Below are 14,671 nucleotides of genomic sequence, written 5' to 3'. Positions count from 1 at the left end.
GACCCACCCTGAGCGCCACCGCCCCCGAAGGAACCAGTCGACCCACCCTGAGCAGCCGCATTCGCCGGCGCAGCAAACATCAGCACCGCAGCCGCGGGCACCGAAACCAGCATTCCGCAAACGCGCTTCTTGTCGAGCTTCATCGATAACCCCCTTGCTCGCTTCCGCTTCTCAGACGGAGGAAGGTGGCCACCCCCACGCGGCGATACCACTCAGCAAGAGCAATCAGCCGCTACAGCGAACCGGGACGCTGGACATCCTCCCGGTGCGCCACTCCGCCGCATCCCTACCCGGATTCCTGGCCTAATACTTCAAGGCAGCCCGTGTAGTTGCGACGAACGATCTGCCAGTGGTCGCTGTGAAATAAGAGAATACGCTGGAGCGACTGCATTACCGGGCCGGCGACAGGGTCCGAGCTGAGCCGTTCGTGGCGACAAATCTCAAGCGCCGATCCTACCATAATCCGACAAAAGAGTGAGCAGGAACATCGGTGGCGTTCACGCTCTATTGTCAGCCAGGTCGGGCCCCGAACGGTGGGTTAATCGCGGCGGACGAGAGTTCCTGCGAGGGATTAGCGTCAACGGGTGAACGGAAACCGGGTTTATGGATGGCGGCACAGCACGGAAGAACGAGCTCCAGCGCCAAAGATCACCGACTTGAAGTGCGGCCATCCGCCCATACACCTTGATTTGTACCGACACCGGCAGCCGTCGCCGAGCCGAGCCCGTCACGGCCTGGCGGAGTCCGGGAGCACGCCGGCGAGTGGCCCGGTGGCGCTGAGACCAGCCACCGCGTCGCGGTTCAGAGCCGGGTGGAGAGCTCCAGGCCATCATCAATCGGCAGCGGGCTGGAGATGTAGCCGTGTGCTGGGTCGCGAACGTAGGCGAGATAGTCCGCGGTGTCGTCGGCGAACAGCACCGTGTCGTCGGCGACGACCACCGCTCCTGTCGACAGTCCGGGCTCGATCAGGCGCAGAACCGGCAGGTAGAGGTGGTTCCAGCCGTCCAGCAGCAGGAAGTCGACCTGGCCCGGCAGGGCGGCGAGTGTCTCCAGGGCGTCACCGGGCCAGACCTCCGCCACATCACTCAGCCCCGCCTCGGCGAGATTGGCGCGGGCTGCGGCGACCTTGCTCGGCGACAGTTCGGTGCTGACGACCCGTCCGGCCCCGTTGTCGCAGACGGCGGCGGCCAGGTGGACCGCAGCGATCCCGAAAGAGGTGCCGAACTCGACGACCAGCCTGGGCCGCACAGCACGGACGAGTTGGTAGAGGAAGACCCCGGTCTCCCGGGACACCGGCATGTAGATGTCACCGGTGAGCTCGGCGAGCCTGGCGGCGGGCAGTTCCCGCGGGACGAAGCCGGCATGCGCCGCCCGGAACGCAGCGAAGGCCGCGTCGTCCTTTTCCGAGGCACCGAACAGGCGGTCGATGACGTTCGCGGTGGGCGGGGCGAGCAGCGATGACGAGGGCACGAGGACCGTCCTTCTCTTTCAGGTGGCAGGCAGGGGATCCGCGCTCGGAAGAGCCAGGCCGCGAAGCAGCTGGGCGGGCCGCAAGCCACCGATCTGCGCGGGCCGGTGGGCCGGTGGGCCGAGCGGCTCCGCGGGCCGGCCTGGGCAAGGCCGCGGGCCTGCCTTCGAACGCTCACCACAACTGTAGAAAGAAGACGATCTGACTTCAAATGCAACTTGTACAGTTAATTAGTGCACCAGAGTCAATCCGACCTGTCCGGTGTCGACCTCAACCTGCTGGTTGCCCTGGACGCACTACTGGAAGAGCTCAGCGTCAGCGCGGCGGCCCGCCGGCTGCACCTGACCGAGTCCGCGATGAGCCGCACGCTCGGGCGGATCCGCCGCACGGTCGACGACCCCGTCCTGGTTCGGGCCGGTCACAGCATGGTGCCGACACCCCGGGCACTCGCCATGCGCGCCGAAGTGCACGACCTGGTTCTGCGCGCCCAGGCGGTCTTCGCACCGGCCCAGCCGAGCGACCCGGCGACGCTGACTCGGACGTTCACGATCCTCAGCAGCGACCTGCTCATCACCGCGATCGGGGTCGATCTCCTCGACCGGCTCGGAACCGAGGCACCCGGTGTCCGCCTCCGCTTCCTCCCCGAGCCGGACATGCGGTCCGACCCGCTCCGGGACGGCACGGCCGACCTGGAGATCGGCGAGATCGACTCGACAGCCCCAGAGATCATCACCGAGGCCGTCGGGGAGGAGCGGGCAATCGCCGTGGTGCGCGCCGGCCATCCACTGACCACAGGACCCGTCACACTCGCCCGGCTGGCAGCCGCCCGGCATGTGACCGCTTCCCGCCGGGGCAGACTAAGCGGCCCGATGGACGAGATGCTTGCCGCCCACGGCCTACGTCGCGAGGTCGCCGCAGCCGTACCGACCCACGCCGCGGCCCTGGTGCTGGTGGCGAACAGCGATCTCGTCTCGATCGCACCGATCCGGCTCGGCCGGGCTCAGCTGGACGTACTGGGCCTCGTCCCGCTCGACCTCGACCTGCGGCTCCCACCGCTGCTGCTGTCCCAGGCATGGCATCCCCGTCACGACGCGGACGGCCAGCACCGCTGGCTGCGCGGACGCGTCCGTGACTGTCTGAGACAGGCACTCGCCGGGGGCTCGGCGGCGGTGGGGCCGGACGTCGTGACGCGACCTGTGGCTGGTTGAGCACTTCGACAGCGGTGATTCGACGGGGGTTCGAGGTCACGCGCACTGTCCCGGGCGGGACCCGGGCGACAGCCGAACCCGCGCATCGTGGGTTCGGCTGCCTCCGATGTCCCGAGACATCACAGAGCGGAGGGCGTGGGATTCGAACCCACGAAGAGGATCACTCCCCTTAGCGGTTTTCAAGACCGCCGCCATCGGCCACTAGGCGAGCCCTCCTGACCTGCGGCTTCGACCCGGTTGGCCCCGATCGTCCGTAGGGCCGTTCCGCGCCTGTTCCGCACGACCGTCCGGACCGTCGCCGGCCGGGTGGTCATGGTCGAGTATCGCAGCTCCGGCGTCGGGTGTGCCGAGGGCCCGTTCGATCGAGCCGTTCGCGATCACCTCCCGGCGTTGTGGCCGCACCAGTCGATGGGCCGACGACGCTGGAGGGTCGGGCTGTCGCCGAGGGGATCGATGCGGACTGATCTGGTGCTCTGACGAGCATCTGATCTGGGGAACCTGCCCTGCGATCATGCGGCTCCGCCGATGGGTTGTGTCGACGGCGATCAGGGCAGGTCGAGACTGTGACCAGAACACATGATCAGAAACCCTCGAGTCGGCCAGATCACGTCACCCGGCTGACAGGCCAGGTGAACACGCCGCTGACCACGGTCACCGACGGGGCGGGCTCGGCCCCGGATGACCGGACCGTCCCGCATCTCGACGAGGCGACGGTCAACGCCACCGGGCGGCTGAGTGAGGCACTCGAGTGGGTGGAACGGGCCCGGGGGGCGCTCTACTCGTTCCACCAGCTTTCGGGGCGGGCCGACATCATTCTCGGTGAGGCGCTGGACGCACTGCGGGAGGCCGGGCACGAGCAGGTCGCAGGCGAGGTCCGCCGCGAGCTGTACGGCCGCAACGTCCTGGACGGCCGGTGGACCTTCCAGATCGTCGAAGAATACGACGATCTGTACTATCGCCCTTTTGTTACCGCCGAGGAGCGGGTCCGTGGCCAGCTCACCGATGGGCACCGGCACGTCTACGAGGCCCGGATGAAGGCCCGTGAGCGCACCGAGGCAGACCGTGACCTGTGGGGTTTCGGGCCCTGATGATCCTCCGCCAGAGTCCGTCCCACCCTGCCCACATTGCCCACACTCCCAGCGACACCCCTGGACGGATCCCTGTCCGCGGCATCCTCGGCAGAGGACCACAGACGATCCACGTCGTCGTCAGCGCCACCGTCGGACCTTCGTTCGAGTGCTGTGGCGGCCGCCGTGAGCATGGGCTCGATTCCCCGCAGAATGTCGAGGTAGCTGGCCCGGGCGGCGAACGCGATGCCGGCGAGTGTTTCTGGATGGCCTGGCAGGTGCTCCACCTCATGAAGCACCGCCAGACCGGCCGGTCCGCCGCCGCCCGGGGCGAGGTCGGGGTCGGGTGGGCGCCAGGCGGCCCCAAGCGCCACCGCGAAACGGCGGTACCAGTCGCAGAGACCGTCCAGATCCTGGGCGAGCGCTTCGCGCGCCGTGGCGAAGGCAGCGCCGAAGGCCGACGCGCTGTCGAAGTCGGGCAGGTCCGGGGGCCAGCGGACGTCTCCATGCCGCAGTAGTTGGGCCGTGCGGCGCATCCGCTGCGCACCGGCCGCGATCATCATCAACGCGTCGATGTCGAACCGCTCCGGAGGGTCCTCGTCGAGGAAATGGCGCATGGCGTCGTCCAGGAGACGACCGGACCGGATCGCGCGGCGCGCTTCCTCCGCCACCTCCGCGGCCGATTCCCGCGCTGCCACCGCGGCCCCCGTACCCACCCCAGGCGCCGTACCCACCCCAGGCGCCGTGCCTGCCCCAGGTTCGGCGCCTGCCTCATGCCACGCGCCCGCCCCCGAGGCCAGCTCGTCACCAGCCCCGGCCTCCAGCCCCGCGCGTGGTCCGAGCGTGCCGGGCAACCTCGCCACCGTGGTCTCAAGGAAATCCACCGCGGTCAGATACGCGGATTCGGCCCGAGCCCGCAGCACCGCGACCGCGCCTCGCGGCCACAGCAGCGCGCCTGCCGCGATGCTGACCGCGAAACCGATCAGAACATCCTCGATCCGAACAATCCCGACCTGCCAGCCTTCGGGTGCGACGATGTTGAAGAGCAGGAGGACCGCGGTCGTGAAGCCGGCCTGACCGAGCGCGAAGCCTGCCACGCGGCGGGCGTAGCTGCCGAGGAATACCGCGATCGGCAGCACCGCCCACAGCGCGGCCCAGTGACCGTCGGCGGTGGCGATGGCCACGGTCAGGCCGCCCACGACGATCCCGAGAACGGTGCCGGCGAGTGCCTTCGCTGCCGCCGCGTTGGTCGCGAGCGCATTGGTCCGCAGGACGGACAGCGTTCCCAGCACGACCCAGAAGGCGTGGTCGACCCCTACGGCCTGGGCGATGAGCACAGCCAGCGAAAGCCCGAGCGCTCGACGCACACTGTTGCGGAACCAGGCCGATCGCGGGTTGGCGTACCCGGCGGCGACGTCGGTCGCGACAGTGCCTCGTTCCCGCCACGAGCGCTCCCGCCACGAATGCCTGGGGCCGGTGGCGGCCTTCGCGGGCCGGGGTCGCTCGAAGGAGCCGAGGCCACGGGTGGACGCGGTCGCCTTCAGGACGTTAAGTGCCAGGTCACGGGTGCCCCGAGCGAGCCTGCGCAGCCGAAACGCCTCGGCAGCGGCGAGCTCGGCGCTGACCGGACCGAAGCCTGCGCTCCCCCGCGTCTGGGCCCTGGCCTGCCACTCCTCTCCGTGATTCTCGTGTTTCAGGTGATCATGCCGACCCTGCTCGTCGTGCGCCTGGTGCTCCTGGCTGCGCAGGAAGGCCAGAAGCGCGGCGCGGATCGCGCGCTCGGCCCGTTCCAGACGAGCCATGCCAAGCCGGTCATCACCGGCAGCGGCGGCAGGCCCGGTCGATGCCGGCTCGGCCGGCTCGATCCGGGTGGAGATGGCCTGCAGCGTCGCTGCCACCGCGGCGTGCAGCTCAGCGGCCTCGGCGGGGAAGCAGGCACCTGCTGTCCGGTCCCGCTCCGGCCAGGGCAGGGCGAACGGCATCAGCCAGTTGAGGTCGATGAAGACGTACCCGAGCGCCGCGGCCCGCCCGCCGAGCCCCGTGGGCCGATGGACCGTGGCGGCGAACTCGCGTCGCAGCCGCCGCAGCTCCGTCCAGATCCGCGCTGTCTGCGCCGCCGACTCCGCCGCTGCGGGCCAGGCCACCCCGTTGGCCAGGGCGCGGGAGACCGCCGCGATGTTCGTCCGCAGCCGGTCGGGCGGACAGCGCGACCTCAGGAGCATCACGGCCGTGATCGAACCCACCGCGCCGATGGCCCACCCCGCGAGTCGCTCCGGTATCGCCGGCAGTGGCCCCGGTGTCATCACCGCCAGAACGAAGGCGAGTAACGCGGAACGTCCGGCAACGGCCACATAGGGGTTGAGGACGCCGGAGAACAGGACGACGAACGCGACGACTGCGGTCATGGTGACCGCGAGAAGGATCGACCGCGAGCAGAGCGTCCCGAGGACGATCAGTGCTGCGCCGGCCGCCGTGAGCGTGAGATAGGCACGCAGCCGCGTTGTTCGCGGGCCCTCGAACTCGACGAACTCAAGGAGAGCGATGACGGCGAACCAGGCGAAGAGACTCATTCGCACGCTACCGGCGATCCCGACGGTGAGTGCGAGCGCGGCGGGCGCGACAATCGCGACCCGAGCCGCCGAGGTGGCGCCGAAATGCCCCGGATCGCGAGCCCAGACCCGCCGCCGTCGCTGTCGCATCGTAGTAGGCGCTACCCGGCGGGCGGCGCCCGATGCGTCCGGCTGCGGGGCGCCTCCCGCCGAAACGCGGAGCGCGCCCCGACCAGGGGACCCGGTCGGGGCGCGCGGGTTTACCGGACGAATGTGGACGTAGGTCAGGCGTCCCGGCGTTTGGCGCTGATGAGGCCGAGAGCCAGCAGACCGAAGCAGACCGCGGCGAAGTAGAGCAGCGATCCCCACGGCCCGAACGGCAGGCCCTCGATGACCGGCGGCCCGTCATCCGTCTCGAGCTGGCCCGCGACGACGAAGTTGTTTCCGACGATGAAGGGCATCCAGTCCTGGATGTGCGGCCCGATCCGGGGTATGGCCGGCAGCAGGCTCTCCGCGAGGAAGAGATAGACGAGCATGACCACGATCGCCCCGGCGGTATGCCGGATCAGCAATGCGAGGCCGATCGCGAAGACCGCCGCGAGCAGGTAGATCAGCCCGACGCCGAAAACGTTGCGGAACTCCTGGCCGGTGTCGAGTGCCAGCGGCGCGTCCGGCCTGATCGCCTTGGCGATGGCCCACGAGCCCACCGCGGTGATCTCACCGACGACCCCAGCGAGCCCGGCGACGACGGCCGTCTTCGCCAGCAAAGCCTGCGTCCGACCGGGAACGGCGAGGAAGGTCGACCTGATCGTCCCGAACCGGTACTCGGTGGTGACGGTGAGCGCCGCCATCACCATCATCACGACGAGCCCGAAGTTGTAGGCGAACTGGGTGACGGACGGCGTGAGGTCACTGAGATCGTCCGGCTTTGTCGCGGCGCTGAAGATGGCGGTCAGGCCGACGGTCAGCGCCACCGTGATGATCATGCACCACCACGGCGAGCGGGTGGAGAAGAGCTTGATCCGCTCGACTGTCATGAGTGTCATTGAGCCGGGCCCTCCTGACCACCGCGGCTGGCTGTTTCCCGAGTGGCAGCCGGGCCGGACCCGCCACCGGGTGCCGGTACGGCCCCGGGCGGCGGGAAACCGGGCGCCCCGGAGACCGGCCCAGGCGGAGCCAACGCCCCCTGCGCGTCGACTGGCACGGCGACTCCCGAGGCAGCTGGCGCGGTGCCTCCACCGGCCTGGTATTCGACCTCGCCGCCAGTCATCTGGATGAAGGCCTGCTCCAGCGAGCCACGCGACTCGGTGAGCTCGTGGAGCACCAGGCCCACGGCACCTGCCAGCTCACCGACCGCTTCGGTGGAGCTTCCACGCACGACCAGCACCGCCGGAGTGTCCTCGGTGGCCGCCTGCTCCTGGACGGCCAGCCCCTGGCCGGCCAGGACGCTGTGCAGCCGCGCCAGCTCAGGCCCGCGTACCCGCACCGAGGAGTCGGCGGCCGATTCGATGAAGCTCTTGGTGCTGGTCTGCGCGATGAGCCGGCCACGACCGATGACGACGAGGTCCTGCGCGGTGAGCGCCATCTCGGAGAGAAGGTGACTGGATACGAAGACAGTTCGGCCTTCGTCCGCCAGCCGGTGCATGAACTGACGGATCCAGAGAATGCCTTCTGGATCGAGCCCGTTCACCGGCTCGTCGAAAAGGAGGACGCCCGGGTCGCCCAGCAGGGCGACAGCGATGCCCAGCCGCTGGGCCATGCCCAGCGAGTAACTGCCCGCGCGACGCCCCGCGACCGCGGTCAGGCCCACAGCGTCCAGAACCTCGTCGACGCGCTTCGCCGCAATCCTGTTGGAAGCCGCCATCCAGCGCAGGTGCGCCCGCGCGGAGCGATTGGGGTGCACCCATTTCGCCTCCAGCAGGGCGCCCACCTCGCGCAGCGGCTCCTTCAGCTCGGTGTATCGGCGGCCGCCAATTCGAACCTCGCCGGCCGAAGGCCGGTCAAGCCCGAGAATCATCCGCATCGTCGTCGATTTGCCCGCGCCGTTCGGGCCGAGAAAGCCAGTCACCCGGCCGGGTTGCACGGTGAAGGACAGGGCGTTGACTGCGACGGTGCGCCCGTAGCGCTTCGTCAGCCCTCGTGCCTCGATCATCACACTCCCTTCATGGTCATGATCGCGAGCGCCGACGGCCGTGGGAGCCGTCGGTCGCCGCCCCGATACTTGCATCGCCAGCCGACACTTCCCAACCATGGGGTGAACCCGGTGGGTAATTGGCCTGTCGGGCTCCCGACACAGTACGGAGCCGCGCGCACGACCAGCCGGTCTGGCAGGCACACCACCTTCGCAGGCAGTGATCGCCCTGTCAGCGCAAGATCGTCACATGATCACAACGAGGGTGTGAGAACAGGCGCGGCTACCGGCGCGAGTAGGCGCCGATACCCGATCGGGCCGGCCGGCGAAGTGTTATCGCCGGCCGGCCCGTCAGAAAGAACTGTTCGCTGACCATCGCGAACTGTTCGCTGACCATCGCCAACGGGCCCGGCCACACAGTGCCGGGGTCTTTTCAGGCTCAGATTCCGCTGACCGCGCCGGCCACCGCCGGTGGCCTCAGATCGAGCCCGGCGGCGAGGATGCGCCACTGGGCCCGCGGGAGTTGCTTGTTGTCGGTGAGGATCTGCACCGCAACCTGGTCGGCACCAGCCGCGCAGTGCTCCTCCAGCCGGGTCCGGATGCTGTCCAGGTCGCCCCAGGCAATGAGCGCGTCGACCAGATGGTCGCTGCCACCCGCGGCCAGATCCGCGTCGGTGAAGCCGAGCCTGCGCAGATTGTTCGTGTAGTTAGGCAGCTCCAGATAGATCGACAGTGCGGCTCGGCCGATCGCCCGCGCCCGGGCCGGGTCCGTCTCCAGGACGATCTTCTGCTCGGGCGCGAGAAGCGCGCCCGGCCCGAGGATCTCCCGTGCCATCCGGGTGTGCTCGGGGGTGACGAGGTAGGGATGCGCCCCGGCCGACCGGCGGGCGGCCAGGCCGAGCATGCGTGGGCCCAGCGCCGCCAGCACCCGCGCCGACGCCGGGATGCCGACCGCGTCGAGCGCCTCCAGGTAGGAGACCACGGCGCCCAGTGGCCGACGGTAGCGGCGGCCGGTCACGCTCTCGACCATCCGCGCGTGCCCCGCGCCCACGCCGAGCAGCAGGCGGCCGGGGTGTGCCTTCTCCAGCATTCCGTAGGTGTCGGCCAGCAGGTCCACCGACTCGGTCCAGATGTTCAGGATCCCGGTGCCGACGCACAGGCGCTCGGTGGACTCCAGCAACGCCGCCGGAAGCTCAAGGTCCGCCGTGGCACCGCCCAGCCAGACCATGTCGTAGCCGAGCTCCGCAAGCTCCTGAGCGGTGTCGCGACGTTCGGCCGTGCCATGCGGCCACTGCCTCGCGGACATCCAGAGCCCGATCCTGGCGACATTCATGGTCACTTCTGTGATCCCTTCTCGCTGGTCACATCGTCGTCATCGACGCCGCGATCCGATCGGGTCGTCCTACCCGATGCCGCGGCCCTCCTCACGTCTCGGTGTGGTCCTGACGGGTATGCCACCCCGATTGGCCGGTGGACATCGGTTACATCCGACCCGTTGGTGACGAATCATCGGACCGCCGGACCACCATTTCGATCTTGAAATGCAGGAGGCGAAGCGAACCGTGTCGGATTGGGGGTGGTGGGTTTCGCCCGGGAAGTCGAGATGCCGCCACAACGGCGGATCGGGTGAGACGGACCCTGTAACGACCATAGCCAGCCAAGAGGACGATCGTCACCCTCGGCGGGGACCTCGTGACCCCTGAGCAACCAGCCGTCCGGCGGGCTCAGGCGGGAAGAGCGCAGGTCGCGGGTTTGAACCGGGCGCTTCTCACACCCTTCCCCCGTGGTCGGCCCACCGGCCCGATCGGGCCTGGCGCCAGTCACCGACCGGGCGATCGGCAAGCCGCGCCGACCCCGATGACCCCGCCGGCCCCGACGACGGGGCCGGCAACCCAGCGCCCGCGACGGGAGCAGCTGAGGCTGTCAACAGGTCATCCACAGGAAGCCCGCGTGCGGCAGCGTGGCTCCGCGGGGCGGCAAAAGCCCTGCCAGCAGGCATTTCATACCGTCGAACTCCCAGTATCGCGATCGCATCCGCCACAGGTGTCCACAGCTCTCCACATGATTTCCACACGTTATCCACAGGCCACGGTCAGCTGCCTCGCCGTCCGCCTCGCTACGTTCAGGCGGGAATCTGGATGTCGGGCACCGCGGCGGTCTGCGACGCGGCCGCCTCCGGGCGAAGGTCGTCGAGATCCAGCGCATGCGCCGGCGGTCCGGCGAGCACCAGCCGAGAGGTCATGGAGAGATCGGGAGCCACATGCAGCAGTTCACCGCTGGCCATGAGGCGCCACCGCGGGTCCTCGTCCATCCGCTCGCTCTCCACCACCACGGCGGGCCGCGTCCGCAGGTCGACCGACCGGACCCGGATCTCGCTGAAAGGGCTCGCGTGGTCGAGATGACGCTGGTTACGCCCACCCGGGGCGCGTTGGAGGACGTGCAGGCCGTTGGTGTCCGGGTAACGAAGCGCCCACAGCTCACGCGGAGTGGCCAGCACCATGTTGATCGAGTACAGGGGCAGGTTCTCGGCGATCCAGTTCACCGCGGCGATGATTCCTTCGCCGACGTCTCCGTCCCGCGCGGCGATCTCCCGCGTCACCAGGGCGAAGTACCGCTCGGAGTCGGTGTCGCCGGCTACGCCCGCGCGGGCCGACCCCAACTCGGCGTCGAGCTTGTCCAAGCCCTCGACCACCCCGTTGTGGGCGAAGATCCGGCCGTCCTTCAGGAAGGGGTGGGTGTTGGCGTCGTCGACCCGCCCCGTCGAGGCATGCCGAACGTGCGCGACGAACGTGTTGGAGGTCACCTGCTGCGCCTCCCGCGCGAACGCCGTGTCGGCGCGCGAACGGATCGCCTGCCGGTGCACCTGCGCAGTTCCGTCCGCGGAGAAGACCCCGAGGCCGGCGCCGTCCGGCGGGCGGCGCGTCTGCGTGCGGGGGTTGTCCGGGGCGTCGAGCAGCCAGAAGGTCGCCTCGATCCGCTCCGCGCCGCCGCTCATCGCGAACAGATGGCACATACATGACCTCCTCACACCCGGGAGTCGTCCCCACGCCCCAGGAGCCGTCCCCACGGGCACAGATCACCAGCGGTCATCCGCGCGTTGCGCAGTCCGTGGTCCGCCGACCGCGGCCGGCCGAATCCGTGACATCGCCTGGAACCTGCCCAGGATTCGGGCAGTCACGCCGGGCACCGCAGCCGATGCAGGCCCGGACGGTCGGGCCGCAGGTCAGCCAATATGATGAAAACGGACTTGCCGCGACACCAGGACACCGAGACACCAGGACACGAGACGCGTCCGAATCAGGTGATCTACCGGTGGTCTGCCTCCGTTGCCCATGATCGGAATCACCGTGGCATCGCGGCGGCACGCCGGCAGCGCCCGGAGGGCAGGATGAGCAGCACGCCACCCACTGCGGCCAGGCCAGACCCGGGCCAGCCGTTTGACCGGCCCAGTGGGCTGGAGCCGGGCCGGGGCATGGACCGGCCCCGGTCTGCGCGCCCGTCCTGGGACGGTGTGTTCGCCCCGCTGGCAGCCACCGATCCCTACGAAATCAGCGGCTACCCGCTCCAGGCCCGCATCGGCGAGGGCGGCATGGGCGCCGTCTACCTTTCACACACCCCTGGCGGACGTCCGCTGGCGCTCAAGGTGGTGCGGCCGGAGTTCGCCACCGATCCCGACTTCCGCGCTCGTTTCGCGAAGGAGGTGGCGATCGCGCAGCGGGTGCAGGGCCCGTACACGGTCCCGGTCATCGACGCGGACGTCGACGCCGTTCGCCCGTGGATCGCGACCGCCTATGTTCCCGCGCCCTCCCTCGCGGTCGCCATAGCCCGGACCGGTGTGCTGCCCGAATCGACCGTCCTGATGCTGATTGCCGGCGTCGCCGAGGCGTTGCAGTCCATTCACCGGGTCGGCGTGGTTCACCGCGATCTCAAACCGGGGAACGTCATTCTTGCGCCGGACGGCCCGCGCGTCATCGACTTCGGGGTCGCCCGGGCGATCGACGCGGCCACGGCGGCGATGACCCAGACCGGCGCCCGGCTCGGGACCCCGGCCTTCATGGCCCCGGAACAGGTCCAGGGCAGGCCCCTCGACCGCCCCGGCGACATCTTCGCCCTGGGCTCCACCGCCTACTTCGCGCTGACCGGCCGCCCGCCGTTCGGAGTGGACGCCGCGGTGTTCCACCGCATCGAGCACCAGCAGCCGGACTGGGCAGGCTGCTCGGACGACCTGCGCGACATCCTGTCCCGTTGCATGGCAAAGGATCCCGCGTCGCGGCCCACCCCGACCGAACTGATCGAGCTCTGCCGGTTCGCGGCTCCCCTCGGGCGGCTGACCGCCCAGGACCACCAGGGCCTCACGACTGACTGGCTTCCCCCGACCGTCGCGGCGGAGATCACTCGCTACCGCGTCGCCCGCCTGCCTGAGCCCCGCACACCGCAGGTGGAGCCGCCGACCCATGTCCCAGGCGCGATACCAACCCCAACACCGGGTGCGATGCCGGGTGTCAGGACGGGCTCCGGCGACTACCCTGCGGGCCCGGGAGGCCTTCCCGCGCACGGATACGTCCAGGCGCCGGTGGGAACAGCCGCCCGCCACCCGTCGCAGCCGCAGCCGCCTGGCAAGCCTCCCGGAGCCCGGCCGCCGTGGCTGCTTGCGGCGATCGCGGCGGTCACGGCGATCGCGGCGGTCGCACTCGTGGCCGTGCTGCTCCCACGCTCCGACGAGCCGGCGCCAACGGCGCCCATGACCGCCTCGGTGGGCGGCCCTGGTCCCGACGATGATCAGTCCCGTCGCGTGGCGCCCAAGGGGGCTGGCCCCGACGCCGCGCTACCCGGACCAGGGCTCACCACCCCCGGCGCCGCAGGCCCGGGCGGACCAGGCGCCGCCGACCCGAGCGCCGCACCGGGATCGGCCCAGAAGCCGCCCGGCGCGTCCCCGACCACCGCCGCGTCGGGCACGCCGACCACCTCTCCGTCGGCACACCCCGCCACCACGGTGTCGAAGCCCCCTGCCACAGCGAGCACCACCGCTCCTGGATGCCCCGCGAGCCCCAGCCACGGCTACAACGGCGACGGCTACGCCGTGCTCGTCGAGGACGCACCGCTGCGCACGGGGCCGTACGCAGCCTGTTCCACCGTCTCGAAGCTCGCCAAAGGGCTGAAGGTCTGGCTGCACTGCAGCGTCGTCAACAGCTACGACAACGTCTGGTGGTGGGCCCGCCTGGACGGCACCACGACCGCCGGGTGGATCTACGGCGGGAGCGTCAAGCTCAGCTACGTCGACGACAACGGTGACGGTAGGACCCGCACCTACAGCTGCGACGGGAAGTACGTGGACCACTGACGCCATGACACGAAAAGTGACGCCGTGAGATGAAAAAGAGGGCACGAAAAAGGGCCACCCGGCCTGAACGTCTCTGCCGGTGGCCCTCTGTCTGCTGATGGCCCTCCGCGCCGACGCGTCCGGGTAGGGACGCGACAACACAGCGATCAGGCCGCAAACCGACGGCGGGGATGGGCCGGTTGTCACCCCGCCGCGGTCGCGACTACCGCGACCTCATGGGGCTCGCCCGGAGGAAGGCCGTGAGGCCGATCCCCGGCCGAGCTGGCCGCAGTTCGAACAGATCAGATGAGGGGCTGCACCTGAGCAGCCTGCGGACCCTTCTGGCCCTGCTCGATCGTGAACGAGACCCGCTGCCCCTCCTCGAGGGACTTGTAGCCGTCTCCCACGATCGAGGAGAAGTGGGCGAAGACGTCAGGGCCTCCGCCGTCGACGGTGATGAAGCCGAAGCCCTTTTCGGCGTTGAACCACTTGACAGTACCTTCGGACACGTTTTTTCCTCGTTCCCCTGCTACGGCGCACCCACGTGGTGTTCCTGCTTTATGCCGACAACCGCCGTTGGCGATTACCGTGATGCCATCCTGGTGGTGACCGGCGGCACCAAGGAGAAGAGCAACGGGACCACCGTACACCCCCGACCCGCGGACGGCCTCACGGGAGAGTGATGCCATGCGGTTCGCGGGTGCGCCACCCGGTCGCACCGTGTACGTCCCCTTTACCATGGATCCGCACGACCGAGGGTGATCTGTGGACAAGTGGACAACCGGCTGGCGGTCTCGGTGGAGCGTGCCGACAGCTGTGCATCACCAGGATTTCCTTCAACCGGGTGCAATCAACGCCCCATTTCGGGCGTCCACGGGCGAGTGACATCGAAATCGGGCTCGTCGAAGGCAGCGCTGGGGATTGCCAG

Annotated in this window: 10 protein-coding genes and 1 tRNA gene; 3 read left to right on the top strand and 8 right to left on the bottom strand. The window is 69.5% G+C overall.

Annotation, left to right across the window (positions count from 1 at the left end; genetic code table 11):
* Positions 1–801: 801 nt before the first annotated feature.
* On the bottom strand, positions 802–1,470 hold the full coding sequence (locus tag AWX74_RS21495) for an O-methyltransferase (protein WP_091279839.1): 669 nt from the start codon (positions 1,468–1,470) through the stop codon (positions 802–804).
* A gap of 231 nt (positions 1,471–1,701) precedes the next feature.
* Here AWX74_RS21495 and AWX74_RS21490 point away from each other — a divergent pair, with 231 nt between their 5' ends.
* Positions 1,702–2,676 carry a LysR substrate-binding domain-containing protein gene (locus tag AWX74_RS21490; protein ID WP_091279838.1) on the top strand — a complete coding sequence of 325 codons (975 nt, stop codon included), beginning with the start codon at positions 1,702–1,704 and terminating at the stop codon, positions 2,674–2,676.
* A gap of 127 nt (positions 2,677–2,803) precedes the next feature.
* Here the strand turns inward: AWX74_RS21490 and AWX74_RS21485 are convergent.
* A tRNA-Ser gene (locus AWX74_RS21485) sits at positions 2,804–2,892 on the bottom strand.
* Between the two features lie 413 nt (positions 2,893–3,305).
* On the opposite strand from AWX74_RS21485, the gene AWX74_RS21475 reads away from it, so the two are divergent.
* Positions 3,306–3,764, top strand: a complete 459-nt coding sequence (locus AWX74_RS21475) for a hypothetical protein (RefSeq protein WP_091279835.1) — start codon at positions 3,306–3,308, stop codon at positions 3,762–3,764.
* On the opposite strand, the gene AWX74_RS21470 is transcribed toward AWX74_RS21475, so the two are convergent.
* The 5 genes from AWX74_RS21470 to AWX74_RS21450 all read right to left on the bottom strand — a co-directional run bounded on the left by AWX74_RS21470 (position 3,695) and on the right by AWX74_RS21450 (position 11,436).
* On the bottom strand, positions 3,695–6,442 hold the full coding sequence (locus AWX74_RS21470) for an FUSC family protein (protein ID WP_091279832.1): 2,748 nt from the start codon (positions 6,440–6,442) through the stop codon (positions 3,695–3,697). The genes AWX74_RS21475 and AWX74_RS21470 overlap by 70 nt on opposite strands.
* 134 nt (positions 6,443–6,576) lie before the next feature.
* Positions 6,577–7,338, bottom strand: coding sequence for an ABC transporter permease (locus tag AWX74_RS21465; RefSeq protein ID WP_091279829.1), 762 nt, complete (start codon positions 7,336–7,338; stop codon positions 6,577–6,579).
* On the bottom strand, positions 7,335–8,444 hold the full coding sequence (locus AWX74_RS21460; RefSeq protein WP_091279826.1) for an ABC transporter ATP-binding protein: 1,110 nt from the start codon (positions 8,442–8,444) through the stop codon (positions 7,335–7,337). The genes AWX74_RS21465 and AWX74_RS21460 overlap by 4 nt, the downstream gene beginning before the upstream one ends.
* Positions 8,445–8,862: 418 nt before the next feature.
* Complete coding sequence (locus AWX74_RS21455; RefSeq protein WP_091279824.1) at positions 8,863–9,762, bottom strand: LLM class F420-dependent oxidoreductase; 900 nt, start codon at positions 9,760–9,762, stop codon at positions 8,863–8,865.
* 783 nt (positions 9,763–10,545) lie between these two features.
* A complete protein-coding gene (locus AWX74_RS21450) occupies positions 10,546–11,436 on the bottom strand; it encodes a class II glutamine amidotransferase (RefSeq protein ID WP_091279822.1) in 891 nt (296 codons plus the stop codon).
* A gap of 375 nt (positions 11,437–11,811) precedes the next feature.
* Here AWX74_RS21450 and AWX74_RS21445 point away from each other — a divergent pair, with 375 nt between their 5' ends.
* Positions 11,812–13,764, top strand: coding sequence for a serine/threonine-protein kinase (locus AWX74_RS21445; protein WP_091279819.1), 1,953 nt, complete (start codon positions 11,812–11,814; stop codon positions 13,762–13,764).
* Positions 13,765–14,045: 281 nt separating this feature from the next.
* Here AWX74_RS21445 and AWX74_RS21440 read toward each other — a convergent pair whose 3' ends face one another.
* Positions 14,046–14,252: a cold-shock protein gene (locus AWX74_RS21440; protein WP_006540654.1), complete on the bottom strand. Its 207-nt coding sequence runs from the start codon at positions 14,250–14,252 to the stop codon at positions 14,046–14,048.
* Between the last annotated feature and the right edge of the window lie 419 nt (positions 14,253–14,671).

It is taken from the genome of Parafrankia irregularis (genome assembly GCF_001536285.1).
Lineage (GTDB): Bacteria > Actinomycetota > Actinomycetes > Frankiales > Frankiaceae > Parafrankia > Parafrankia irregularis.
This window is presented reverse-complemented; position numbering and strand designations above follow the sequence as displayed.

Excerpts from the sequence above, each read along its gene's own strand:
- AWX74_RS21470 (WP_091279832.1), bottom strand. The coding sequence starts at position 6,442 with ATGCGACAGCGACGGCGGCGGGTCTGGGCTCGCGATCCGGGGCATTTC.
- AWX74_RS21465 (WP_091279829.1), bottom strand. The coding sequence starts at position 7,338 with ATGACACTCATGACAGTCGAGCGGATCAAGCTCTTCTCCACCCGCTCG.
- AWX74_RS21460 (WP_091279826.1), bottom strand. The coding sequence starts at position 8,444 with ATGATCGAGGCACGAGGGCTGACGAAGCGCTACGGGCGCACCGTCGCA.
- AWX74_RS21450 (WP_091279822.1), bottom strand. The coding sequence starts at position 11,436 with ATGTGCCATCTGTTCGCGATGAGCGGCGGCGCGGAGCGGATCGAGGCG.
- AWX74_RS21445 (WP_091279819.1), top strand. The coding sequence starts at position 11,812 with ATGAGCAGCACGCCACCCACTGCGGCCAGGCCAGACCCGGGCCAGCCG.